Below are 23,347 nucleotides of genomic sequence, written 5' to 3' on the forward strand. Positions count from 1 at the left end.
GCCAGCTCTCGCCGCAGTCGCGTTGTTAGGGTAGGTATACCTAACTTCGGCGGCCTGCTGAGCTATCTTGCGGCTGCCATGGGAGCTCTCCGTCTCCCCTGAAAATCAAGAGGACCGTAGTGATTTCACGCACTAAAACCATGTCTGCCGCCGTTGCGGCCTTGGCATCCGCAGCTCTGCTTTTGAGCGGCTGCGCCAGCACAGGGGCTAGCGCCAGCACAGATGCCAGCGCAAGCACCACATCGGCGACCCGCACGGTCACCAGCGAAGTCAAAGAGGTGAACATCCCTGCGGAACCGAAGAAGGCCCTGGGCATGTACACCACGGACCTGGACATGCTGATCACGCTCGGCATCCCGCTCGCCAGCCAGCAGCCCATCCGGGACAGCGGCTACTCGGGCTTCCCCTACTTCTTCAACCAAGACGCCCTCAAGGGCATCACTCCGTTCACCAACTACCCGGAATTCAACTTCGAGGCCATCCTCAAAGCACAGCCGGACGTCATCCTGAACGGTCTGGGCTATGAGAAGGAACTTGACGGCAAGCTCTCCGACATCGCCCCCACCTACACGTTCAACGGCTTCGATGGCAGCGATTGGCGCACCAAGTTCAAGACCGTTGCCGAGGCCTTCGGCAAGACCGGGCAGTACCAGGCCTGGATGGACAAGTACCAGGCCAAGGTTGATGACGTGAAGAAGCGCCTGGCCCAGGCCGGGAAGAGCAACATGGTGATCGGCCCCGTGGATTACTACGAGGACCAGGTTTCGGTCAACTGCTACGGAACGCCGTGCTTGGTCATCAGGGACCTCGGATTGAAGGTGTCCCCGCTGGCCGACGGCGAAGGGGTCAAACTCAGTGCCGAGCAGCTCGAACAGCTCAACGGCATCGACGCCATCATCACCACTGAGGTCCCCGAGAAGGATGGCGCCAACCCGGATGCCTTCGCTCCGCTGGCCAACAACAAGTTGTGGACCTCACTGCCCGCTGTGGCCAACAAGCAGATCCACACGTACGACCTTGAGATGATCTACGGCTCGCCCAGCGGCCAGTACGCCCTCTTGGAGAAGTTCGAAAAGGCGCTCCTGTCATGATGAGCATCTACCGGGCTGAGGTCACCGCCACCCGTCTGCTCACGCCCGGAATGGTCCGGATTACCTTCGGCGGTCCCGGCTTGGCCGGCTTTGATACCACGGGTGTCGGCGATGAATACCTCCGTGTCTTCCTGCCCGATCCTGGCACGCGTGAGGCTCGGCTGCCCATCTCCACCGGTGACTCCTGGGACTGGTCCGAGGGCGTCGAGCCGTCCGCCATGCGGACCTACACGGTCCGCGGTGTGGACGCCGCGGCCGGGACCGTGGACATTGACTTCGTAGTTCACGACGGCGGACTGGCAGCTTCCTGGGCGCAGCGCGCCCACGTGGGTGACGTCGTCGGGCTTAACTCACCCACTGGACTGTATGAGCCGCCGGCCGGGCAGCAGTGGCAGATCCTGCTGGCCGACGCCACCGGCCTCCCGGCAGTGGCGCGCCTGGTGGAGCAGACGCCGCCGGGTGTCCGGACCCGGGTCCTGATCGAAGTTGAGGATCCATCGCACCACCAGGAACTGACGCTGGGCGCCGGTACCGAGGTCGCTTGGATTTACGGCGGGAACGGCCACAGCCAGTCCCGCCTGGGCGAAGTGCTGCGCTCCATGGAGCTGCCGGGCGGTATTGGCTATATCTGGGTAGCAGGCGAGACCAAGGTGCTGCGCGGGATCCGCAAGCACCTCCGGCACGACCTTAAGCTCCCTCCCGAGTCCTACAAGCTGATCGGCTACTGGACGGACAAGAGTGAGGCCTGGGAAGAACGGTGGGAGAACCTCGACGCCGAAACCCGCCGCTGGTTCGACGACCTCTGGTCCAACGAGTCGCGGGATCGCGAGGAGATCGTGGACCTGCAGGACGCCAAGTTCGAATTGCTGGGCCTCTAAATGGCGGCCGAAACCATGGCGCCGCGTCCTGTTGCCGCAGCTTCGGCGGCGGACACGCTGGACGTGGCGCCGGTTTCTGCCCAGGACGTGCGCCCCGCAGGCTTGGTGTCCGTCAACCGGTACCGGCTGCTGGGATTGCTCGCAGCCATTGGCGCGTTGGCACTGGTCTTGTGGCTGAGCCTTGTGGTTGGCTCCAAGGACGTGGACCTGGCCAACCTCTGGCCCGCCATCACGGCGTACGACGGCTCCCCGGAGCACGTGATCATCCACGACCTCCGCCTGCCCCGAACCGTCACCGGCGTGGTGGTTGGCATTGCCCTGGGACTGTCAGGAGCGTTGATCCAGGCCTTGACGCGCAACCCGTTGGCGGACCCCGGCATCCTGGGCGTCAACGCCGGTGCAGGCTTCTTTGTTGTCCTGGGAGTGGCGCTCTTCGGAGTCACCAGCATCCAGGAGTACATCTGGTTCTCCTTCTTTGGAGCGGTAGTGGCCACCGTGGCGGTGTATTTCATCGGCTCACGGGGGAGGGGCGGGGCCACCCCGCTCCGCCTCACCCTCGCCGGGGTTGCCCTCGGGGCAGTGCTGGGCGGTATTTCATCCGGCATCACGCTCCTGCGCCCAGGCGTTTTTGACAGCATGCGCAGTTGGAGTGCCGGAACGCTGAGCAACCGCACCTGGGAGATCTTCACCACCGTGGCCCCGTTCATCCTTGTTGGAACGTTCATCGCCCTTGCCATGGCCCGGCCCTTGAACGCCGTGGCCATGGGCGACGACACCGCCAAGTCACTCGGGGCCAACATTGTGAGCACCCGCGTCTGGACCATCGTGTCAGTGACCCTGCTCTGCGGCGCCGCGACCGCAGCCGCAGGCCCCATCGGATTCGTGGGCCTCATGGTCCCGCACGTTGCCCGATGGATTGTTGGCCCGGACCAACGCTGGATTCTGGCCTACACCCTGGTGCTATCGCCAGTACTGCTTTTGGTGTCCGACATCCTGGGACGCCTGGTTCTCCGCCCCGGCGAGATGCAGGTGGGCATCGTCACTGCCTTCGTGGGCGCGCCCGTCCTCATCTGGCTCATTCGCCGCCGGAAAGTGAGCGCCCTGTGACTTCTGTTGAACAGGCGCCAGCCATTGATCCTGCGCCAGCCGTTCACCCTGCGCCCGCCATCGACTTCGGCCGGCGGACTTTCGCTGTCCGCCGTTTTGGTGGTCGCGTCTCACTTCGCGTCGACGTCCGCACCCTGGTTGTCACCGCCGTCCTCGTCACCGCCGCCCTGGCGCTCGCCGTCGTCGCCCTTGGCCTGGGCGAGTTCAGCGTTGCGGTACCGGACGTTGTGTCTGCGCTGCTGGGAAACTCCAGCGGCGCCGTGCACATGGTGGTGGTGGAGTGGAGATTGCCCCGCGTCCTCCTGGCCCTGTTATTGGGGGCGGCCATAGGGGTCAGCGGGGCAATCTTCCAGTCCCTGACCCGGAACGCGCTGGGAAGCCCGGACGTGATCGGCTTCAACACCGGTGCCTACACGGGTGCGCTGGTGGTCATCCTGCTGATGGGTGGGGGCTACTTTGCTGTGTCTGCGGGTGCGCTGGTGGGTGGGCTGGTGACTGCCGCGCTGGTTTACCTGTTCGCTTACAAGAAGGGCATCCAGGGTTTCCGGCTCATCATCGCCGGCATCGCCGTGAGCGCCATGTTGGCGTCGGTGAACACGTTCATGATCCTCAAGGCGTCCTTGGAGCAGGCCATGTCTGCTGCCGTCTGGGGTGCCGGTTCCCTGAACAAGATCGGCTGGGAGCAGGTGCTGCCGGTGGTGATCGTCTTTGTGGTGCTGTTGGCCGTGCTGTCTTTGTACGGCAGGCGGTTGGGGCTTTTGGAGATGGGCGACGACGCCGCCCGGGCCTTGGGCGTTCGGCTGGAAGGCTCGCGGCTGGTCCTCGCAGTGGTGGGCGTGGCTTTGACCGCGATGGTCACCGCCGCGGCTGGTCCCATCGCCTTCGTTTCTTTGGCCGCCCCGCAACTGGCGCGCCGCCTGACCCGCTCCGCGTCGGTGGGAATGGTTCCGTCCGCTGCCATGGGCGCGTTCCTGCTGGTGGCCAGCGACATCGTGGCGCAGAACCTTTTCGCCCCCATCCAGCTGCCCGTGGGCGTAGTGACCGTCAGCATCGGTGGCTGCTACCTCGTGTGGCTTCTTGCCCGTGAGGTGAAGCGGCAATGAGTGAAGAATTGAAGGAGATTGCTGTGACTGATGTGCTGGATGTCCCTGCTTCTGTTGGACCGCTGACGGCGGCCGCGCGCCTCAGCGCCGAAAACGTGAGTCTCGGCTACGCGGGCCGCACGGTGTCCCAGGCGCTGCACGTGCGCATTCCCGATGGCGAGTTCACGGTGATCGTGGGCCCGAATGCCTGCGGTAAGTCGACGCTTTTGCGTGCGCTGTCCCGGCTGCTGGAGCCCACCTCGGGGTCTGTGCTGTTGGATGGCAAGAGCATCTCGTCCTACGGTGCCAAGGAAGTTGCCCGCACGCTTGGCTTGCTTCCGCAGACGTCCATAGCGCCCGATGGAATTACCGTGGCGGACCTCGTTGCCCGTGGGCGGTACCCACACCAGAAGCTGTTGCGCCAATGGTCCGAGGCAGATGAGGCCGCCGTGGTTCAGGCCTTGGAAGCCACGAATGTTGACGGATTGTCCGGCCGATTGGTGGACGAGCTCTCCGGTGGGCAGCGGCAACGTGTGTGGGTGGCCATGGTGCTGGCGCAGCAAACCCCGCTGCTCCTGTTGGACGAGCCCACCACGTTCCTGGATATCGCGCACCAGATCGAGCTCCTGGAATTGTTCCGGCGTCTCAATCGCGAAGGCAATACCCTGGTGGCCGTGCTCCACGATCTGAACCACGCCTGCCGCTATGCCACGCACCTCATTGCCATGAAGGACGGGGCAGTGGTTGCGGAGGGCCGGCCAGCCGATGTGGTCACTGCAGAGCTGGTGGAGCACGTATTCGGCCTGCCGTGCCTCGTGATCGATGACCCCGTGAGCCACACGCCGCTGGTGATCCCGCTCTGAACCGCATCCCGCTCTTGAACCCGGCGCGCTAGTTCGCGCCCAGCAACTCTTCCCGCCGCTGCTCCGTTTCCTCCCGCAAGGCATGCACGACGGCGGCTACCGCGGGGCGGCGCATGGAGTCCGGGCGGAGGACCATCCAGTAGGGGAGGAGTTCGGCGAAGTCGGACGGCAGGAGACGCACCAAATCAGGGTGCCGATCGGCCATGAAGCACGGCAGGAAACCTACCCCGGCCCCGGCCCGCGTGGCTTCAACATGGACAAACACGTTGGTTGAGCTGAGTCCGTCCCGCATGGTGGGGACCAGCCGGCGGGGCGCGTCCAGGTCGTCCACTTGCAGCATGGAATCCACAAAGTAGACCAGTTGGTGCTGCGTGAGTTCCTCGACGCTGGAGGGCGTGCCGTGGTCCTTCAGGTAGGCGCGCGAGGCATACATCCCCAGCCGGTACTCACCCAGCCGGATGGCCTCGGCGCGATGCACCTGCGGCGCGCCCACCACCACTTCAATGTCCAGGCCGGAGCGCTGTTGCAGGGCCCGCCGGGTCACCGTCACGATCTCCACACTGAGCCCGGGATGCTCGCTTCGCAGACGGGCTACGGCCGGTGCTGCGATGTAAGCGCTGAAACCGTCGGTTGCGGTCATGCGCACGACGCCGGTGATGGGGTCGGGTGCGCGGTCGCTGGGTCCCAGCGCACCCACCGCTGCCTCGATCCGCTCGGCGACCTGCACGGCGTCGGCGCCCAACTCCGTCACCTCCCAGCCACCGGCCGCACGCGCGAGGACCCTGCCGCCGAGTGCCTTCTCCAGCGCCGCTATCCTGCGCGAAACGGTGGTGTGGTTCAGTCCCAAGGCCTGTGCCGCCGTCGTAAATTTTCCTGAACGCGAGACGGCCAGCAGGATGAGGAGGTCGTCCGGATTCGGTTTCATATCTGCAATTTTGCACATACTCAGTGCCACTTTGGTCATTGAGGCGCGGTGAATCTGCGGCAATACTCAGTGGAGCATGTCGTGTTGTGGATCACATCACGTTCACAAGGGTCAAAGAGGACACTGAGGAGATGGATATGAGCGTAGAGCAGCGCTCCGCATCAAGAGCCGGTAAAGACGCCGGCAAGGGCTCCGGCCTGAAGAAGATCGTCGCAGCCTCCATGGTGGGCACGGTGGTGGAGTGGTATGAGTTCTTCCTCTACGCCACCGCCGCGACCTTGGTTTTCGGAAAGTACTTCTTCCCCAGTACCGGAAACGAACTGGACGGCATCATCCAGGCATTCATCACCTACGCGGTAGGTTTCGTTGCCCGGCCGCTGGGCGGGATCGTCTTCGGCCAGATCGGCGACAAGCTGGGCCGCAAACCCACGTTGCAGCTGACAATCGTGATCGTTGGCGTCTCCACGTTCCTGATGGGCTGCCTCCCCGGCTTCATGGACATCGGCTACTGGGCACCGGCCATGCTGGTGGCCCTCCGCTTCATTCAAGGTTTCGCCCTTGGCGGCGAATGGGGCGGCGCAGTACTGCTCGTGGCTGAGCACAGTCCCAACAAGTCCCGTGGTTTCTGGTCCTCCTGGCCGCAGGCGGCAGTGCCGGTGGGCAACCTCCTGGCCACGCTGGTCCTCTTCGTCATGTCCACCACGCTGAGCAGCGAAGCGTTCCTCGGCTGGGGCTGGCGCGTGGCCTTCTGGCTCTCCGCAGTGATCGTTTTTGTTGGCTACTACATCCGGACGCACGTCACCGAGGCCCCCATCTTCCTGGAAGCCAAAGCCCAAGTGGAGGAGTCCAAAGCCGTCAGCTATGGCGTGGGCGAGGTCATCCGCAAGTACCCGAAGGGCATCCTGCAGGCCATGGGTCTCCGATTCGCTGAGAACATCATGTATTACCTGGTGGTCAGCTTCGCGATTGTTTACCTCAAGAGTGTCCACAAGTACGACACGTCATCGCTCCTGCTTGCGCTGCTGATCGCCCACGTCATCCACTTCCTGGTGATCCCGCAAATCGGGCGCTTGGTGGACGCATGGGGACGAAAGCCCGTGTACCTGATCGGTGCCATCACCGGCGCCACTTGGCCGTTCTTTGCCTTCCCCATGTTCGACACCAAGAATGCCGTGATCATCGTCCTCGCCGTGACCATCGGCCTCTGCCTCCACGCGTTCATGTATGCAGGGCAGCCAGCCATCATGTCCGAGCTTTTCCCCACCCGCATGCGCTACTCCGGTGTTTCGCTCGGCTCGCAGGTCACCTCGATCTTCGCTGGCTCCCTGGCTCCGCTCCTGGCAACCCAGTGGCTCAAGGACACCGGCTCCTGGCTCCCCACCGCGATCTATTTGGTGGTCGCCTGCGCGATTACCGCCGTCGCCGTCCTTACGCTCAAGGAAACCAAGGGCATCGCGCTGGAGGCCGTGGACCAGGCTGACGCCGAGCGCCACGGACTGGCCACCGCGGGAACACACCAAGGCACGAAAGGCTGATCTGATGGACAACTCCTTGAACGGACGCAAAGCACTGGTGACCGGAGGGGCCAGCGGGATCGGGGCCGCCTGTGCCCGGGCGCTCGCCGCCCGCGGGGCGAAGGTGGTAGTGGCCGACGTCGATGCCTCCGGAGCTGCAACGCTGGCCGACGAGTTGGGCGGCACGGCCTGGGCGGTGGATCTGCTGGACACGGACGCCCTCAGCGCGTTGAGCCTGGACTGCGACATCCTGGTCAACAACGCAGGCATCCAGAAAGTTGCGCCGATCGAGGAGTTCGAACCCGCGGAGTTCCGGCGGATCCTGTCCCTGATGTTGGAAGCGCCGTTCCTCCTCATCAGGGCAGCCCTGCCGCACATGTACGCCAATGGGTTCGGGCGGATCATTAACATCTCTTCCGTCCATGGACTCAGGGCTTCGGCCTATAAGAGCGCCTACGTCTCCGCCAAACATGGGCTGGAGGGGCTCAGCAAGGTTACGGCCTTGGAGGGTGGCGAACACGGCGTCACCTCCAACTGCATCAACCCGGGCTATGTCCGGACGCCGTTGGTGGAACGCCAGATCGCAGACCAGGCCCGGTTGCACGGGATCCCCGAGGCCGAAGTCCTGGCCAAGGTGATGCTTACCGAATCCGCCGTGAAGCGGTTGGTGGAACCAGCGGAGGTGGCGTCGTTGGCCGCCTGGATGGCCTCCGACGACGCCGGTATGGTCACCGGCGCGAGCTACACCATGGACGGCGGTTGGTCGGCCAGGTAAGGGGCCGCCCGGGTTAGTTCTGGCCGTTGATGATCTGGTCGGCGTTATCGAAGGCCCACGTCACCAGGGGAATGAGCAGCGTGCTGAGCTCGCGGCCGCGTTCGGTGAGGCTGTAATCCACGCGGGGCGGGATGACTGGTTGGGCGTCACGGCGGACCAGTCCGTCCCGCTCCAGTGTCTTCAGGGTTTGGGCGAGCATTTTCTCGCTGATGCCCTCGGCCCGGCGGCGCAATTCGCTCCAGCGCTGATCGCCTTCGGAGAGTGACAGCAGGATCAGCACACCCCATTTGCTGGTGATGTGGTCCAGCACCGTCCGGCTGGGACAACCAGCCGGGAACACGCCGTCGGCGATGGTTGCCGGCAACCTCGCTGGGAGGTCACTTACTTTCATGTCAGTACCTTACCTCAAAGTGCGTACTAACTTTTGGGAAGTTTCGGGAAGTGCGGCTCGTTGTCCACCATGACAGAGCAAAATTTCCGTTGAAAGGAACCACCCATGAGCATCGTTATCACTGGAGCAACCGGACAGCTTGGCCGCCATGTTGTCGAGGCCCTTCTGGAGCGTAACGTTCCCGCGGGGGACATCGTGGCCACCGGACGTTCGGTGGAGAAGCTGGCTGACTTTGCCGAACGCGGCGTCACGGTCCAAGAGATGGACTACGAAAACCCGGCATCAGTCGCCGCGGCGCTGAAGGGCGCTACCAAGGTGCTGCTGATCTCCAGCAGCGCAGTGGGCCAGCGCGTGGAGCAGCACCGCACGGTTATTGAGGCCGCCAAGGCGGAGGGCGTGGAGCTGCTGGCCTACACCAGCATTGCCAACGCTGACACCACGGGCATGAAGCTGGCCGCTGAGCACCAGGCAACGGAGGAGCTCCTCAAGGAATCCGGTATCCCGTTCGTCCTGCTGCGCAACGGCTGGTACCTGGAGAACTACACCGAGCAGCTGCCGGGCACCCTTGCCCAGGGTGCCATCGCAGGAAGTGCCGGCGAGGGCAAGGTCAGCGCAGCTGCGCGTGTTGACTATGCGCACGCTGCGGCCGCGGTGCTGGTGGCAGATGACCAGGCCGGAAAGGTCTACGAACTTGGCGGAGACCACGCGTTCACCATGGGCCAGCTGGCCTCTGAGATTTCCGATGCTGCCGGCCGCGAGGTGACCTACAACGATCTTCCCGCCTCCGATTACCAGCAGATGCTGGAGGGCGTCGGTGTGCCGGGCGCCTTCGCCGAAATCCTTGCAGACTCCGATCTGGGAATCGCCCGTGGCGATCTGCTGGTCACCAGCGGTGATCTCCAGAAGTTGATCGGGCGCCCGACGACTCCGCTGTCCGAGGCCGTACGGTCGGCAACTTCCTCCCTCTAGAACAACCCGCAGATTGGTGGTTGATTCCAATGCTCGGCGAGAGCATTGGAACCAACTGTCACTTGGGTTTTCCACATAGATAACTTTGGGTCTGACGTTCGGACAAGGCCGCTGGAAGAGTGTCTTTATGGACGGAATTCAGCGATCGCAGCGGGCAACAGTGGCTTGGCCGCCGCTTCCTGCCCGCGTCCTGGCTGCTCCAGCGGTTGCTCCTGAAGTGCCCACAGTCGGCATGGGCGTTCGGGGCCTCGTCCTTGCCCTCGAGTCGCTTGCGATCGCTTCCGATAGCCCGGGGCTTATCGATGAAATACGCGATCTTGAGGAATTGAAGTCTGCAATTTCCGCCCGGCATGCCCGTGCTGCAGTGGCATTTGACCTGGCGCAGCGGGCGGAGCAGGCCCATGCCGGGATTCCTGCGGCTGAGCGCGGGATGGGCGTTGCTGCTCAGGTGGCGATGGCGCGACGCGAGTCGCCCCACAAGGGATCAAGACTCTTGGGGCTCGCCAAGGCGCTGGTCATGGAGATGCCGCGGACCCTGGCAGCGCTGGAGTCGGGCCAGTTGAACGAGTGGCGGGCTACGTTGCTGGTGAAGGAAACAGCCTGCCTGTCCGTTGAAGACCGGGCCGCGGTGGACGAGGAACTGGCCCCTGACACCGGGACATTCGACGGGGCCGGAGATAAGGCCATCATCTCCGCTGCAAGAGCCGCCGCGTATCGCCGTGACCCGAGGTCAGTGGCGCAAAGAGCAAGCCATGCCGCCACGGAACGGACAGTCAGTCTGCGTCCTGCTCCGGACACCATGACGTACCTCACCGCACTGCTCCCGGTCGCCCAAGGGGTGGCCGTTTATGCCGCGCTGACCCGGACGGCTGATTCCGTCCGCTCCAGTGGGGATGAGCGGACCCGAGGCCAAGTCATGGCAGACACCCTGACCGAACGCGTTACGGGCACTCCGGGTGGTGTCGCAGGTATCAACCTCAACCTCGTCATCACGGACCGCACGCTCTTCCAGGGCGACACCGAGCCTGCCCGTCTTGATGGTTACGGAATCGTCCCCGCGGAATGGGCAAGGGCGCTCTTGGTCAACGACCCGGACCGCAGCGAATTTGCAGTGATGCTCCGCCGCCTATACACCGCTCCCGGCAGTGGCGAGCTCCTGACCATGGACTCAAAAGCACGATTCTTTCCGCAACGGTTGCGGAGCTTCATCCACATCCGGGACAACACATGCCGTACCCCCTACTGTGACGCGCCCATCCGGCACATCGACCATGTCATTCCCTGGCATTCAGGAGGCAGCACACGTCTCCCCAACGGGATGGGGCTGTGCGAAGCCTGCAACCACACCAAGGAAAATCCGGGTTGGGCCGCGGCCAGCATGCCCGGTGACGTGCATACACTTCAGGTCCGCACTCCCACCGGGCATAGCTACCAATCCAAAGCACCACCGTTGCCGGGACACAAGCCCGCACGCCTCACAAACTAACGTGCCTTCACCACCGGCAGGGCGGCCGTTTCGTCCACCAGTTCGGCCCGTCGCAATCCGCCTCCGCGGACCCACAGCTTGTAGGCCACCAGCAGCAGCACCAGCCAGGTTCCGCCCACGTACAGAGCCACGCGGGTGTCCTCGAAGACGCCCAGGATCACGATCACCATGGCCATGAACGCCATGGTCAGGATGGACGCAAAAGGCCAGAGCGGCGAACCGAATTCCGACGCCGGCAGGCCCTTGCGCTTGATCTCCCGCTTCATGGCAACGTGCGAAGCCAGGATCATCACCCAAACCCACACGGTGGCAAAGGTGGCGATGGATGCGATGAGCACGAACACGTCCTCCGGAATGACCGCGTTCAGCACGACGCCCACCAGCAGGATGCCGCCCATCATCACCACGGTCATCCACGGAACGCCGTGGCGGGAGATCTTGCTGAAGCTCTTGGGTGCGTGGCCCTGCTGGGCCAGCCCGAAGAGGATGCGTCCGGCCCCGAAGATGTCGCTGTTGATCGCAGAAAGCGCGGCCGTGATGACCACGGCGTTGAGGATGTGCGGTGCGGCAGGGATCCCCAGGCCGTCGAAAATCTGCACAAACGGACTGCCGCTGCTGCCTACCTCGTTCCAGGGGAAGATGCTCATCAGCACGCCCAGGGTCAGCACGTAGAAAAGGAGAACCCGCACGGGAACGGTGTTGACGGCCTGCGGAATGACCTTTTTGGGATCCCGGGCCTCGCCCGCGGTGATGCCGATGGTCTCGATCCCCCCGAATGCAAACATCACCACGGCGAACGCGGCCAGCAGGCCCTCGAAGCCGTTGGGGAAGAAGCCGCCGTGATTCACCAGGTTCCCCAAACCCGGTGCCACAGCGCCGCCGTCGCCCGTTTGAAAACCAAAGATCACAATGGCCGCGCCGCCTACGATCATGGCGATGATGGCCACCACCTTGATCAGGGAGAACCAGAACTCCAGCTCACCGAACACCTTGACGCTGAGCAGGTTCATGGCGCCCAGGAACAGGATGATGGCCAGCACCCAGATCCAGCGGTCCACCTGGGGGAACCAGAACCCCATATAGATACTGAACGCGGTGACGTCGGCAATAGCCACGATCGCCATCTCGAACACGTAGGTCCAGCCGGTCACAAATCCGGCGAACGGACCCAGATAGCGGCTGGCGTACTGGCCGAAGGACCCGGAAACAGGGTGCCGGACGGCCATCTCACCCAGCGCCCGCATCACCATGAAGACGGCCGCACCGCCAATGATGTAGGCCAGGAGCACCGCCGGTCCGGCCTTTTGTATGGCGGAGGCTGAGCCGTAGAAGAGGCCGGTGCCGATCGCGGATCCAAGCGCCATGAAGCGGATGTGACGGACGTTGAGGCCTCGGCTGAGCGCCGTACCTGCGGCTTGGAGGACAGAACTCTCCGCAGCCAGCTTGGTTTGTTGCATAGTAAAACCTTCTCGTCTTTGGGAGGGGATCGCTATCCAGCAGATCACTTTCAAGGAGCTTGTGATGGGACTCACGCGGCTTTGGTGTCTTTGATCGCAGACACTCGCGGAACCGGGCTGCCCTGCGAGGCGCGAAAACTGGTAAAAGTCATAGTCCCCAGTCGGATATGATGGCCGCGGACAGCACATCACACGGTCAGGCATCCCTCGCATCACGCGTCGCCCCCTTGAATCCTGCGCTGCCGCCGCATCCTTATTTGGGGGACTCTCTTGAACTCTGCCATCCACCGCGCCCGCCGCTTTCTGGCCGCCGCCCTGGTGACCGCCGTTGCCGGCGCTTCGCTGCTTTTCGCTGCGCCCGCCCAGGCCTATGACATCCCGGACTTCGAGGTCCCCACCGCGGCGCAGGCCCCGGTTCCCTATGTTTCCCGGGTCGTTGACGCCGCTGGCGTGGTCCGGTTGTGGAAGACGGCGGGCCCCGCAACACGCGCCGCCGCCGCTGTGGCCCTGGCCGGAGGCCCGGACGCGGTTCAGGCGTTCGTCGACGCCGGGCAGGACGCTCCGCTGGCGGCGGACCGCAAGCAGTTGGTTACCGACCTGACGACGAGGGGAAGCGTGGAAGTCAGGGCTTCTGCGCAGCGCATCCTGGACCGCAACGATCCCGTCATCATCAACGACTTCCTGGCTCAGGGATGGTGGCGGACCTGGGACCTTGACCTGCGCATCACTGCTACTCAGTTCCTCAACTTGGATGGTCCTATCCGCCGGGCCGCTTCCGCCAGCATTGACGCGGGCCCCGAAGCAATCGAAGAGTTTGTCCTCTCTGGCTGGATGACCGAGGCCAGGGTGTCGGACCGGCAGGCCGCGTACGCGCTGATTGCCTCTCCGAACCCTGCCGTTTCAGCAGGAGCGAAGACTGTCCTTGCCACGTCCGACCCCGACTCCGACGCGGCGAAGGTTTCCGATTACCTGCGCTATGGCCAGTTCGTCGCAGCTGGTCACTACACCGAGTTCTCCACGGTCTCTGGCCTGCTGCAGCAGGTCAAGGCAGACATCAAAGACAACCCCCTGGGTTCGGCCGCCGTCGCAGACCGTGCGCAAGCTGCCGTCGTGACTGCCCGCGGTGCAGCCGTTACCGCCCGGGACGCCGATGAGAAGCGGCTGCTGGCCGACTGGAAGTTCCTGACAGCGCAGGCTGCCCCGCGCCAGGTTGCGGACAACAACAGCATGGCTGACCAGAAGCCGCTCAAGGAAGCATTCTCCAAGGCCGCCAAGGAAGTGCCCGGGGTGCTCGCTGTGGTGTCCGCGCCCGGAGCGGATCTTGATGCGCTGATCAAGGAAGCCCGCCTCGCTACGGTTGATCTGGCCCTCGTGGGGACTCCGGAGGTCAAGAAGGCCGCGGAGACGGCTTTGGCCAGCGGCGATGCGGCGGTGAAGAATTTCATTGGCAGCGGCTACGCAGCTGCCATCAAGCAGGACGCCGTGAGGCCTTCCGCTTTCGAGGGTGACAGGCAAGCGGCTTACAAAGCCTTGTCTGCAGGCGGTCCGTACGTCAAAAAGGCCGCTAAGGCTGCTCTTGAGTCAGTAAGCCACGCCGATACCCGCTACTTCCTGGAATATGGCTACGCTGACGCCCAGGAGCTGGACAACCGGATTCTGGCCTACCAGACCATGGACGACGCCGGTTTGGAGCTTCGCGCCGCGGCGAACGTTGCACTGGACGGCAGCCGCGCAGATGCCCAGGTATTCGCCACGGCAGGCCAGTTCGCCGCACTGGAGCGGGACAACGCAACAACCGAGCACATTGCCTCGGTTGATGCCATGCTCACCGAGCTTGCGGGGCTGGCGGATAAGGCCAAGCTCGACGCCGGCCAGGCAGCTGCCGCTGCTGCGGAGGCAGCCCGTGCCGCCGAACAAGCACGCCGGGACGCCGAAGCGCGTGCCGCAGAAGAGGCTCGCCAGGCTGAAGCTGCCAGGGCTGCCGAGGCTGCGAAGGGCTCGGGCACTGTCAGTGCCTCCCAGGAGTACGGCAACGGCCAGGTCCCCAACGTGGTTCCGTGGCCGCGCGAGTACGCACCCGCCGTCGAAGTTCCGGACAGTGAGCCTGCACCGGAGTCGGCCACAGAGTCTCCCGTGCCAGCGCCCAGCATCTCGGTGCCTCCGGCATCGGCGGACAACGATGCGTCGGCGGATGGTTCGCCTACGGTTGATTCCGAGTCCCAAGAGGCGGCCGCGCCATTGGCCGCCTCTGCCACCGGTGTCAATGGTTGGACCATCGGCTTGATCGTCCTTTTGGTTCTGGCAGCCGCGGGGGCCATCACGTTCCTCTTGCGCCGCAAGGGATCTCCCGCAAAGAGCTGAAACACGCCGGCCCCCACGCCGTGAGTGTCTGGTATTTCAGACACTCAAGTTCGTCAACCGGCTGGTGCCTGCCACCACTTGGGTGCACGCTTGAGTACGGTATCCCGGACTAGATTCGTTCCGGGCCCGTGAAAGGCGAGCAGCGAGGACCCATGGCAACCATCAGCACCCCCACTGGCAAAGCGACATCCAAGGTTCCTGCGGCCGAGAACACCCTCAGGATCCTCAAGTTGCTGGCCTCCCGCCGAGGCCCCATGGCGGCGTCCAACATTGCCACGGCGCTCGGCTTGCCGCGTTCCAGTGTCTACCACCTGCTGGGGGTCATGGAGGCCAACGGCTTTGTGATGCACCTGCATGAGGAGCAGCGCTACGGTTTGGGGATCAGCGCCTTCGAGCTCAGTTCGGCGTACTCCCGACAGGAACCGTTGTCCAGGCTTGGCCGTCCCATGTTGGCCGCCCTGGTGGACGTGCTCGGGGAAAGCGCCCACCTTGCCGTTCTCCACGGCCGCGACGTCCTGTACATCGTGGAGGAACGGGCAAAAAACCGCCCCAGCTTGGTCACCGACGTCGGGGTGCGCCTCCCCAGCCACCTCACCGCCTCCGGCCGGGCCATCCTCGCCGCACTGCCCAAGTCCCAGGTCCGGGCGCTGTACCCCAATGCCGCTGCCTTCACGGCCCGGCATGAGGTGGAGTCGCCCATCATGAAGTACTCCACGCTCTCCTCCCACCTGGACCAGGTACGCCAGCGCGGCTACGCCACGGAAAACGGCGAAGTGACGCCCGGATTCGGTTCCATTGCCGTTGCCGTGACGGACCATGTTGGATGGCCGACGGCGGCAGTGGCCGTGACGTTCCTGGAGGACAAAGTTTCCAGTGAGCAGCGGCCGGCGCTGGCTGCCCGGATCCGGAAAGCGGCGGACGAACTGTCCGTCCGGATCCACGGAAGACCCGCAGGGTAGCTTGCCGCGACCCTGCGGAATATGGGTCCCTTGGCACCCCGGTAACTGTCTGTGATACCGGACAGCACCCTCTCCTAAGCCGTTCCTGCGGGGCCATTAAGGGGCTTTAGTAGAAGCAGAAGATCTTTCCACCCAATACTTCCCACAGACGAAGGAGCCACCATGGCACCCGCCGATTTCACAACTGGTGCCCGTCCGGTCAAGGCCGCCCGGGGGACTGAACTCACTGCCAAGTCGTGGCAGACCGAAGCTCCGTTGCGGATGCTCATGAACAACCTTGATCCTGAGGTCGCTGAGCGTCCGGACGATCTTGTGGTCTATGGCGGAACCGGCCGCGCAGTCCGGTCCTGGGCAGCATTCGATGCGATCACCCGGACGCTGGAGACCATGGAGAAGGACGAGACCCTCCTGGTCCAGTCGGGCAAGCCGGTGGGTGTGTTCCGCACCCACGAATGGGCTCCCCGTGTGCTGCTGGCCAACTCCAACCTGGTGGGGGATTGGGCAACGTGGCCCGAGTTCCGCCGCCTCGAAGCCGAGGGCCTCATGATGTACGGCCAGATGACCGCCGGGTCGTGGATCTACATCGGGACCCAGGGCATCCTGCAGGGCACGTACGAAACCTTTGCCGCCGTCGGAAACAAGCTCGCTGCCGCCAGGCAGAACACCGCCGGCCACCCGGCGCCTGCCGCTGAAGGCTCAAACGAAGGTCCGTTGGCGGGGACGCTGACCCTGACCGGTGGTTGCGGTGGCATGGGCGGCGCGCAGCCGCTGGCCGTCACGCTGAACGATGGCGCCTGCCTGATTGTCGACGTCGACGAAACCCGCCTGCGTCGCCGTGCCGGCAAACGCTACCTTGACGAAGTCGAAACGGACCTGGATACCGCGATCGCGAAGGTCCAGAAAGCCAAGGAGGAACGCCGGGGCTGGTCTGTTGGCTACGTCGGCAACGCCGCAGAGGTGTTCCCGGAACTCCTCCGCCGCCACAAGGCCGGGGAGATCACCTTCGATGTGGTCACCGACCAGACCTCTGCGCACGATCCTTTGTCCTACCTGCCCGAAGGCATCACGGTGGCCGAATGGCACACCGAAGCCGAGGCTGACCCGGAAGGGTTCACCAAGAAGGCCCAGGCGTCCATGGCCCGCCACGTACAGGCCATGGTGGAGTTCCAGGACGCCGGCGCTGAGGTCTTCGACTACGGCAACTCCATCCGTGACGAGGCCCGCAAGGGCGGGTACGAGCGCGCGTTCGAGTTCCCCGGCTTCGTTCCGGCCTACATTCGTCCGTTGTTCTGCGAGGGCCTCGGCCCGTTCCGCTGGGTGGCACTGTCCGGTGATCCGGAAGACATCGCCGTGACTGACAAGGCCATCAAGGAACTGTTCCCGGAGAACAAGCACCTGCACAAGTGGCTCGACGCCGCGGCGGACCGGGTGGAGTTCGAAGGCCTCCCGGCGCGTATTTGCTGGCTCGGATACGGCGAACGGGCCAAGGCCGGCCTGCTGTTCAACCAGCTTGTGAAGGAGGGCAAGGTCAAGGCCCCGATCGTAATCGGCCGTGACCACCTGGACTCCGGCTCGGTGGCTTCCCCGTACCGGGAAACCGAGTCCATGGCTGACGGTTCCGATGCGATTGCTGACTGGCCGTTGCTCAACGCCCTGATCAACACCTCTTCCGGTGCCACCTGGGTATCGATCCACCACGGTGGCGGCGTCGGCATTGGCCGGTCCCTCCACGCCGGACAGGTCTCCGTGGCTGATGGCACCGACCTCGCCGCAGAAAAGCTCGAACGGCTCCTGACCAACGACCCCGGCATGGGCGTCATCCGCCACGTCGACGCTGGCTATGACCGCGCCGTCGAGGTCGCCAACGAACGCGGCGTCCGCATCCCCATGAACGAGAAGTAGGCAACACCATGACTATTACGTCCAACGAACAGCTCACCGTCACCCTCGGCTCCAGCGGGGTCACCCCGGAAGACGTCGTCGCCGTCGCACGCCACGACGCCAAGGTGACCATCTCCCAGGAAGCCCTGGACAACGTGGCCAAGGTCCGTGCCCACATTGACGATCTGGCCACCAGCGACATCCCTGCCTATGGCATCTCCACGGGCTTCGGCGCGTTGGCAAACCGCCACATCCCCAACGACCTCCGCACCCAGCTGCAGAAATCGCTGATCCGCAGCCACGCCGCAGGCATGGGCCCGGCTGTTGAACGCGAAGTGGTCCGCGGCATCATGTTCCTCCGCGCCAAGACCCTGGCATCGGGCCGCACGGGCGTCCGTCCGGTGGTCCTGCAGACCATGGTGGACGTCCTCAACGCCGGCATCACGCCGCTGGTCCGCGAGTTCGGTTCGCTGGGCTGCTCCGGCGATCTTGCGCCGCTGTCCCACTGCGCCCTGGTCCTCATGGGCGAAGGCGAAGCAACCGGTCCCGACGGCGAACTGTACGGAACCGCCGGCCAGCCGCCGGTTGCTGAGCTGCTTGCGCAGCACGGCATCGAGCCGGTCACCCTCGCCGAGAAGGAGGGCCTTGCCCTCGTCAACGGCACCGAAGGCATGCTTGGCATGTTGCTGATGGCCATTGCCGACATCCGCATGTTGCTGGCGACGGCGGACGTCACTGCCGCGCTCAGTGTTGAGGCCCTGTTGGGCACCGACCAAGTGTTCCTGCCCGAGCTCCACGCAGCCCTTCGTCCGCACCCGGGCCAGGCTGCCAGCGCGGACAACATGCTGCGCGTGCTCTCCAACTCGCCCATCGTGGCCTCGCACCGGATCAACGACACCAAGGTGCAGGACGCCTATTCACTGCGTTGCGCACCGCAGGTTGCCGGTGCTGTCCGCGACACCGTGGACCATGCCGCACTGGTGGCTTCCCGCGAACTCGCCGCAGCGATCGACAACCCGGTGGTCCTCCCGGATGGCCGCGTCACGTCCAACGGCAACTTCCACGGCGCCCCCGTGGCCTATGTCCTGGACTTCCTGGCCATCGCCGTGGCGGACCTCAGCTCCATCGCGGAGCGCCGCACGGACCGCATGCTGGACCCGGCCCGCTCACACGGTCTCCCGGCGTTCCTCGCTGCGGATCCCGGCGTCGATTCCGGCCTGATGATTGCCCAGTACACGCAGGCCGGCCTGGTGTCGGACAACAAACGACTGGCCGTTCCGGCGTCGGTGGACTCCATCCCAAGCTCCGCCATGCAGGAAGACCACGTATCCATGGGCTGGCACGCAGCCCGGAAGCTGCGCAAGTCCGTGGAGAACCTCCGCCGCGTGCTCGCCGTCGAGCTTGTCACCAGCGCCCGCGCCATCGACATGCGCACGCAGATGTCCGACGGCGAACTAACCCCGGGTCCGGCCGGTACAGCCGTGCTTGAGGTACTTCGCGAGGTAGTTCAGGGGCCGGGAACCGACAGGTTCCTTTCGCCGGAACTGGAAGCGGCTGACCGTTTGGTTGGCTCCGGCGCGGTCCGCGCGGCCGCCGAATCCGCGGTCGGGATTTTGGCCTGACGTCGAATAAAACGCTCACTTGATGGGCAAATGTGTCACGCCCCGGTGTTTGTTCGCAACGCAGGCGCCGGGGCGTGCCAAATGTAGTAGAACTTATGGTGCACGTCACGTCCACGCCAAAGATGTCGTGGGCTCAAAAAGAACATCCACAAAGGGGTAGAAGTTCAATGAAGGCACGCGGAGCAGTCCTGTCCAGGCGAAGCGCCCACTCGGCAACGGTTTCCGACTGGAGGACGCTGACAGTGGGGGAGGCCGTGGAAGTGGTCAAGTACGCCCATGTGATTGCCACTGGACGGATCGAGGAAGTTTCCAGCAGCGGCAACGTTGTGTGGCTGGAGCACTCGGGGCAGGGCGTCACCGAGGAGGGCAAGGAACTTTTCATGAAGTCCGACGGCGTGACCCTCCGCCGGGCTTAGCCACCAGGCTTTAACAGAAAACGGGGCCCGTTCCCTTCCGCAGGTAGTAGTGGCGGAAGGCAACGGGCCCCGTTTTTTGGCTTCGCAGCCTGAGTGCGGAAGCAGTCAGGCGGCGAGGACTTCGTGGATCTGGCCGAAGGGAACGGATTCGTCCAGCGCCACAGTGAAGGTGCCAGGCTGGTGCCGGGTCACCACGATGCCGCAGGCAGCGTCTGCTGCCGCGTTCGCGATTAAGGATTCCACGGCGCGTTCAAGTCCGTCGTGGATCTCATCTGCCTTGGAAAAGGACAGATGAATTTCGCGTTCTGAAGTCATAACAGGTGTCATTGGGGGGCCTCCTAGTACTTGCCGCTTGCGAGGGCGACCCATCAATCATAATCGCTGGGTGTCGAAAAAATGTAAGATGACTGGCAAGCGAGTGACCTGTGTCTCAGAGTGGGGCGCGGGAAAGCACCACTGCCAAGCGAAGGTTCAGGGGCTGTGATGCGCTCCTCGAAGCGACCCAGCACGATGCGATGCCACCAGCTTGGAAACTCCCGCGGCAAGCAACAGTGTGACGATCGCCGCAGCCATGTGTGTGTAGAGCATCAGGTGAACGTCGCCCCCACTTGCGGCCGCACCGGTGGGCGCGATCGGAAGGTCCGGGCTGCCGTGCAGATGGCCCAGGGAGCCGTTGCCCGGGAAAAAGCCTCCGAAGGATTCGAAACCGAAGTGCAGCAATTGCTGGGCTACGCCGGAGATCAGCAGCAGAATGAGCGGCCCATGGACCCAGCGGGCGGTCAGCTGGGCGGCGAGGCAGCAGAGTGCAGCGAACCCCAAGAGGACCGGTAGGGCCGGGGCGCTGCCACCTGCGGACAGGTGTGCGGCCAGCCCAAGACCGGTAGCCACCAGTCCCCAGGCCCAGGCCCACTTGTCCTGCACAGGAGTTGCGCTCATCGCCATCCTTCCCTGCCCATAGGCTAAGCGGAGAAGGAGACCAGCAACAGGGGCCTACGCGAGCAGTGTGTTGACCAACCGGGCCGCAACCTTCGCAGTCCTGGAATCAATGTCGAACTCCGGGTTCAACTCTGCGACATCCATGTGGAGCAGCTTCCCGCTCGCAGCCACCTGCCGGCAGATCGCGCTGATCACCGGCAGCGGCACGCCATACGCGGCAGGCGCGCTCACCCCGGGAGCCACGGATGCCGGCATGACGTCAAGGTCGATCGTCAGGTAAAGCACATCAACGTCCGCCAGGAAGTCGGTAACAAAAACCTCTGCGGCCTCGGGCGAGCACACCTCGTCGAGCAGGTACTTCACACCAAGGCGATCTGCGGTGTCGAAGAGGGTTCGTGTGTTGTTCGGCTCTGAGATTCCGACGACGGCGTACTGCAGTTCGCGCCCAGCGGCAGCTTCCGCGTTGGCCATCTGAAGGAACGGCGTTCCGGAGCTCGGCGTGGGTTCATCGCGCAGGTCAAAGTGGGCGTCCAGATTCAGTACACCCAGTCGTTTGCCGCGTACCGCTTCGGAGCCGGCCACACCAAGGTAGCTTGCAAACGCAGTCTCATGCCCGCCACCCAGCACCACGGTGAGGTTACCGGCGTCGAGCAGTTCAGAAATGGCGCGTCCAGCGCGCTCTTGGCCCGCCTCCAGTGAGTCGTCCTCCACCACCACGTCACCGGCGTCGAACACGTCCCGGTCAAGGTGGAACGCCAGCGGACCCAAGGCGGACCTGATGGCGGCCGGTGCCTTGGCCGCGCCCACCCGACCCTTGTTGCGGAGGACGCCGGCGTCGCTGCAGAAGCCAAGCACGACGGCGGGCCTCGCCGCCGCTGCGGTGGCCGCCGTCGAATGTGGTTCCACGGCCTGCCACCAGCGGCGATGCTCCGGGCCGTCACCGTCGAAACGGCCGGTCCAAGGGGTCGACGGGACATCCACGGAGGGAGAGCTGGTATCCATCCTTCAAGCACACCCCAACAAAGCGGCGGACACCAGCATCCCGGGCCGGGCCGTGTCTGAAACCCCGGACTTGCCCCGCCAGTGAGCGGTTACTTGACGCCGAGCAACTCTTCCACGGTGCCGATGCCGAAGAACAAAAGGAAGGCGGCAGCAACAACCCACATGAGCGGGTGGACTTCGCGGGCGCGGCCCTGGAAGGTGCGGATCAGGACGAAGGAGATGAAGCCGGCGCCCAGGCCATTGGCAATCGAGTAGGTGAACGGCATGAGGGCGATGGTCAGGAAGGCCGGGATACCCACGCCCCAGTCCTGCCAGTCAATCCTGCCCACCTGGGACACCATCATGAAGCCCACCACCACCAAGGCCGGAGCCACGGCTTCGAACGGGACCAGGTTGATCAGCGGGGTGAAGAACATTGCCACCAGGAAGAGGGCGCCGGTGACGATTGAGGCCAAGCCGGTACGGGCGCCCTCACCGATGCCTGCGCCGGACTCCACAAAGATCTGGTTGGAGGAAACCGAGGCGCCGCCGCCCACAATCGCACCCAGGGCGTCAACTTGCAGGACGCGGTCCACGTTGGGGATGTTTCCGTCCTTGTCCACCGTTCCGGCCTCGTTGGCGAGTCCCACCATGGTGCCCATGGCGTCGAAGAAGATGCTGAGCAGGATCACGAAAGCCAGCAGCGCCGCGGCAATGAAACCAAGGTGCTGGAACGCGCCGAACGGGTTCGCCTTGCCGATGAGGGACAGGTCAGGAGCGCCCCATTCAGACAGCGTCGGTGCCACCAGGGACCAGCCGCGGGGGTTCACGTTCTTGCCGTCAAAGCTGGGGCCAATGTGCAGGGTGAATTCGAGGATGGCTGCCAGTGCCGTGGAAACGACGATGCCGATCAGGATGGCGCCGCGGACCTTGCGGACCACCAGCGCGATGGTGAGGATGAGGCCCACGGCGAACACCAGGGTGGGCCAGCCCAGCAGCTTTCCGTCAACACCCAGCCCCAGGGGAACAGTTGTTCCCGCGGCGTCCGGAATGCGGCGCACAAAACCTGCATTCACCAGGCCGATCAGCGCAATGAACAGGCCAATGCCCACCACGATCGCCGTCTTGAGCGCCTCCGGCACGGCCTTGAAGACGGCAGTGCGGAAACCGGTCAATACAAGGATGAGCATGGTGACGCCGGAGAGGACCACCAGGCCCATCATGTCCGGCCAGGTGAGGCCCGGGTGGGAGGCCACGGTGACGGCAACGAAGGCGTTGACACCCAGCCCGGTAGCCACGGCGAAGGGGTGCTTGGCCCAGGCGCCCATGAGGATGGTCAGGATGCCGGCCACGAAGGCCGTGGTTGCAGCCACGGCGGTGAAGCCCAGAGATGCGCCGCTGGAGTCTGCCCCGGAGAGGATCAGCGGGTTCAGGACCACGATGTAGCTCATGGCAAAGAACGTGGCAAAACCGCCGCGGATTTCCCGCGAGTAGGTAGATCCGCGTTCGGAGATCTTGAAGTAGCGGTCGACTGCAGAACCTTGTTTCAGCATGAAGGTCTCCGGGGATTGGGGGGAGTGTTCTCTCAAATCCTATGTTGCCGAATACAGGGGGCCCGGACGATTCGCCTAGTCTGTAAGGAAGCCAACACTA

At 64.2% G+C, this 23,347-nt stretch carries 21 protein-coding genes; 14 read left to right on the plus strand and 7 right to left on the minus strand.

Annotation, left to right across the window (positions count from 1 at the left end; translation table 11 throughout):
* Window positions 1-119: 119 nt before the first annotated feature.
* From JOE60_RS01785 to JOE60_RS01805, 5 genes are read left to right on the plus strand one after another with little or no spacing between them, the layout of a single operon-like run.
* Window positions 120-1,091, plus strand: a complete 972-nt coding sequence (locus JOE60_RS01785; protein ID WP_338112554.1) for an ABC transporter substrate-binding protein — start codon at window positions 120-122, stop codon at window positions 1,089-1,091.
* Entirely contained in the window at window positions 1,088-1,969 is an 882-nt protein-coding gene (locus JOE60_RS01790) for a siderophore-interacting protein (protein WP_167265482.1), read from the plus strand. The genes JOE60_RS01785 and JOE60_RS01790 overlap by 4 nt, the downstream gene beginning before the upstream one ends.
* On the plus strand, window positions 1,970-3,076 hold the full coding sequence (locus JOE60_RS01795) for a Fe(3+)-siderophore ABC transporter permease (protein WP_167265480.1): 1,107 nt from the start codon (window positions 1,970-1,972) through the stop codon (window positions 3,074-3,076). It begins immediately after the preceding gene.
* Window positions 3,073-4,179, plus strand: coding sequence for a FecCD family ABC transporter permease (locus JOE60_RS01800; RefSeq protein WP_420851369.1), 1,107 nt, complete (start codon window positions 3,073-3,075; stop codon window positions 4,177-4,179). Before JOE60_RS01795 ends, JOE60_RS01800 begins: the two co-directional genes overlap by 4 nt.
* Window positions 4,176-5,021, plus strand: coding sequence for an ABC transporter ATP-binding protein (locus JOE60_RS01805; protein WP_167265478.1), 846 nt, complete (start codon window positions 4,176-4,178; stop codon window positions 5,019-5,021). The genes JOE60_RS01800 and JOE60_RS01805 overlap by 4 nt, the downstream gene beginning before the upstream one ends.
* Before the next feature lie 28 nt (window positions 5,022-5,049).
* On the opposite strand, the gene JOE60_RS01810 is transcribed toward JOE60_RS01805, so the two are convergent.
* Window positions 5,050-5,946 carry a LysR family transcriptional regulator gene (locus tag JOE60_RS01810; RefSeq protein WP_167265476.1) on the minus strand — a complete coding sequence of 299 codons (897 nt, stop codon included), beginning with the start codon at window positions 5,944-5,946 and terminating at the stop codon, window positions 5,050-5,052.
* Between the two features lie 137 nt (window positions 5,947-6,083).
* On the opposite strand from JOE60_RS01810, the gene JOE60_RS01815 reads away from it, so the two are divergent.
* Together JOE60_RS01815 and JOE60_RS01820 are read left to right on the plus strand one after the other, a co-directional pair.
* Complete coding sequence (locus JOE60_RS01815) at window positions 6,084-7,481, plus strand: MFS transporter (RefSeq protein ID WP_167265474.1); 1,398 nt, start codon at window positions 6,084-6,086, stop codon at window positions 7,479-7,481.
* A 4-nt stretch (window positions 7,482-7,485) separates the two neighbouring features.
* Entirely contained in the window at window positions 7,486-8,235 is a 750-nt protein-coding gene (locus JOE60_RS01820; RefSeq protein ID WP_167265472.1) for a 3-hydroxybutyrate dehydrogenase, read from the plus strand.
* 13 nt (window positions 8,236-8,248) lie between these two features.
* On the opposite strand, the gene JOE60_RS01825 is transcribed toward JOE60_RS01820, so the two are convergent.
* Window positions 8,249-8,626 (minus strand): winged helix-turn-helix transcriptional regulator, encoded by a 378-nt coding sequence (locus tag JOE60_RS01825; protein WP_167265470.1) that lies wholly within the window; start codon window positions 8,624-8,626, stop codon window positions 8,249-8,251.
* Between the two features lie 105 nt (window positions 8,627-8,731).
* On the opposite strand from JOE60_RS01825, the gene JOE60_RS01830 reads away from it, so the two are divergent.
* Both JOE60_RS01830 and JOE60_RS01835 read left to right on the plus strand, forming a co-directional pair.
* Window positions 8,732-9,595: an SDR family oxidoreductase gene (locus JOE60_RS01830; protein WP_167265468.1), complete on the plus strand. Its 864-nt coding sequence runs from the start codon at window positions 8,732-8,734 to the stop codon at window positions 9,593-9,595.
* A gap of 232 nt (window positions 9,596-9,827) precedes the next feature.
* Complete coding sequence (locus JOE60_RS01835) at window positions 9,828-11,081, plus strand: HNH endonuclease (protein WP_239528927.1); 1,254 nt, start codon at window positions 9,828-9,830, stop codon at window positions 11,079-11,081.
* Here the strand turns inward: JOE60_RS01835 and JOE60_RS01840 are convergent.
* Window positions 11,078-12,538: an amino acid permease gene (locus tag JOE60_RS01840; RefSeq protein WP_167265465.1), complete on the minus strand. Its 1,461-nt coding sequence runs from the start codon at window positions 12,536-12,538 to the stop codon at window positions 11,078-11,080. The genes JOE60_RS01835 and JOE60_RS01840 overlap by 4 nt on opposite strands.
* A 270-nt stretch (window positions 12,539-12,808) precedes the next feature.
* Here JOE60_RS01840 and JOE60_RS01845 point away from each other — a divergent pair, with 270 nt between their 5' ends.
* The 5 genes from JOE60_RS01845 (at window position 12,809) to JOE60_RS01865 (ending at window position 19,777) form a co-directional block, all read left to right on the plus strand.
* Window positions 12,809-14,899, plus strand: a complete 2,091-nt coding sequence (locus JOE60_RS01845; protein WP_167265463.1) for an ALF repeat-containing protein — start codon at window positions 12,809-12,811, stop codon at window positions 14,897-14,899.
* Between the two features lie 152 nt (window positions 14,900-15,051).
* Window positions 15,052-15,858 (plus strand): IclR family transcriptional regulator, encoded by an 807-nt coding sequence (locus JOE60_RS01850; RefSeq protein WP_167265461.1) that lies wholly within the window; start codon window positions 15,052-15,054, stop codon window positions 15,856-15,858.
* A 162-nt stretch (window positions 15,859-16,020) separates the two neighbouring features.
* Window positions 16,021-17,760: a urocanate hydratase gene (locus tag JOE60_RS01855; RefSeq protein ID WP_167265459.1), complete on the plus strand. Its 1,740-nt coding sequence runs from the start codon at window positions 16,021-16,023 to the stop codon at window positions 17,758-17,760.
* An 8-nt stretch (window positions 17,761-17,768) separates the two neighbouring features.
* The gene (hutH, locus tag JOE60_RS01860) at window positions 17,769-19,361 is read left to right on the plus strand and encodes a histidine ammonia-lyase (RefSeq protein WP_167265457.1); all 1,593 of its coding nucleotides are present in this window, start codon (window positions 17,769-17,771) and stop codon (window positions 19,359-19,361) included.
* Window positions 19,362-19,528: 167 nt separating this feature from the next.
* Window positions 19,529-19,777 (plus strand): hypothetical protein, encoded by a 249-nt coding sequence (locus JOE60_RS01865; protein ID WP_167265455.1) that lies wholly within the window; start codon window positions 19,529-19,531, stop codon window positions 19,775-19,777.
* Window positions 19,778-19,882: 105 nt separating this feature from the next.
* Here the strand turns inward: JOE60_RS01865 and JOE60_RS01870 are convergent, their stop codons facing one another.
* The 4 genes from JOE60_RS01870 to JOE60_RS01885 form a co-directional block, all read right to left on the minus strand.
* Window positions 19,883-20,104, minus strand: a complete 222-nt coding sequence (locus JOE60_RS01870) for a hypothetical protein (RefSeq protein WP_167265453.1) — start codon at window positions 20,102-20,104, stop codon at window positions 19,883-19,885.
* 144 nt (window positions 20,105-20,248) lie between these two features.
* Window positions 20,249-20,713, minus strand: a complete 465-nt coding sequence (locus JOE60_RS01875) for a hypothetical protein (RefSeq protein WP_167265451.1) — start codon at window positions 20,711-20,713, stop codon at window positions 20,249-20,251.
* 54 nt (window positions 20,714-20,767) lie between these two features.
* Window positions 20,768-21,715 (minus strand): formimidoylglutamase, encoded by a 948-nt coding sequence (hutG, locus tag JOE60_RS01880; RefSeq protein ID WP_167265449.1) that lies wholly within the window; start codon window positions 21,713-21,715, stop codon window positions 20,768-20,770.
* Window positions 21,716-21,804: 89 nt separating this feature from the next.
* Window positions 21,805-23,247: an NCS2 family permease gene (locus JOE60_RS01885; protein WP_167265447.1), complete on the minus strand. Its 1,443-nt coding sequence runs from the start codon at window positions 23,245-23,247 to the stop codon at window positions 21,805-21,807.
* Between the last annotated feature and the right edge of the window lie 100 nt (window positions 23,248-23,347).

Source organism: Paenarthrobacter ilicis, assembly GCF_016907545.1.
GTDB classification, from domain to species: domain Bacteria; phylum Actinomycetota; class Actinomycetes; order Actinomycetales; family Micrococcaceae; genus Arthrobacter; species Arthrobacter ilicis.

Coding starts and splice junctions, on each gene's coding strand:
- JOE60_RS01790 (WP_167265482.1), top strand. CDS start 1,088: ATGATGAGCATCTACCGGGCTGAGGTCACCGCCACCCGTCTGCTCACG.
- JOE60_RS01795 (WP_167265480.1), top strand. CDS start 1,970: ATGGCGGCCGAAACCATGGCGCCGCGTCCTGTTGCCGCAGCTTCGGCG.
- JOE60_RS01805 (WP_167265478.1), top strand. CDS start 4,176: ATGAGTGAAGAATTGAAGGAGATTGCTGTGACTGATGTGCTGGATGTC.
- JOE60_RS01810 (WP_167265476.1), bottom strand. CDS start 5,946: ATGAAACCGAATCCGGACGACCTCCTCATCCTGCTGGCCGTCTCGCGT.
- JOE60_RS01815 (WP_167265474.1), top strand. CDS start 6,084: ATGAGCGTAGAGCAGCGCTCCGCATCAAGAGCCGGTAAAGACGCCGGC.
- JOE60_RS01820 (WP_167265472.1), top strand. CDS start 7,486: ATGGACAACTCCTTGAACGGACGCAAAGCACTGGTGACCGGAGGGGCC.
- JOE60_RS01825 (WP_167265470.1), bottom strand. CDS start 8,626: ATGAAAGTAAGTGACCTCCCAGCGAGGTTGCCGGCAACCATCGCCGAC.
- JOE60_RS01830 (WP_167265468.1), top strand. CDS start 8,732: ATGAGCATCGTTATCACTGGAGCAACCGGACAGCTTGGCCGCCATGTT.
- JOE60_RS01835 (WP_239528927.1), top strand. CDS start 9,828: ATGGGCGTTCGGGGCCTCGTCCTTGCCCTCGAGTCGCTTGCGATCGCT.
- JOE60_RS01840 (WP_167265465.1), bottom strand. CDS start 12,538: ATGCAACAAACCAAGCTGGCTGCGGAGAGTTCTGTCCTCCAAGCCGCA.
- JOE60_RS01850 (WP_167265461.1), top strand. CDS start 15,052: ATGGCAACCATCAGCACCCCCACTGGCAAAGCGACATCCAAGGTTCCT.
- JOE60_RS01855 (WP_167265459.1), top strand. CDS start 16,021: ATGGCACCCGCCGATTTCACAACTGGTGCCCGTCCGGTCAAGGCCGCC.
- hutH (WP_167265457.1), top strand. CDS start 17,769: ATGACTATTACGTCCAACGAACAGCTCACCGTCACCCTCGGCTCCAGC.
- JOE60_RS01865 (WP_167265455.1), top strand. CDS start 19,529: ATGAAGGCACGCGGAGCAGTCCTGTCCAGGCGAAGCGCCCACTCGGCA.
- JOE60_RS01870 (WP_167265453.1), bottom strand. CDS start 20,104: ATGACACCTGTTATGACTTCAGAACGCGAAATTCATCTGTCCTTTTCC.
- JOE60_RS01875 (WP_167265451.1), bottom strand. CDS start 20,713: ATGAGCGCAACTCCTGTGCAGGACAAGTGGGCCTGGGCCTGGGGACTG.
- hutG (WP_167265449.1), bottom strand. CDS start 21,715: ATGGATACCAGCTCTCCCTCCGTGGATGTCCCGTCGACCCCTTGGACC.
- JOE60_RS01885 (WP_167265447.1), bottom strand. CDS start 23,247: ATGCTGAAACAAGGTTCTGCAGTCGACCGCTACTTCAAGATCTCCGAA.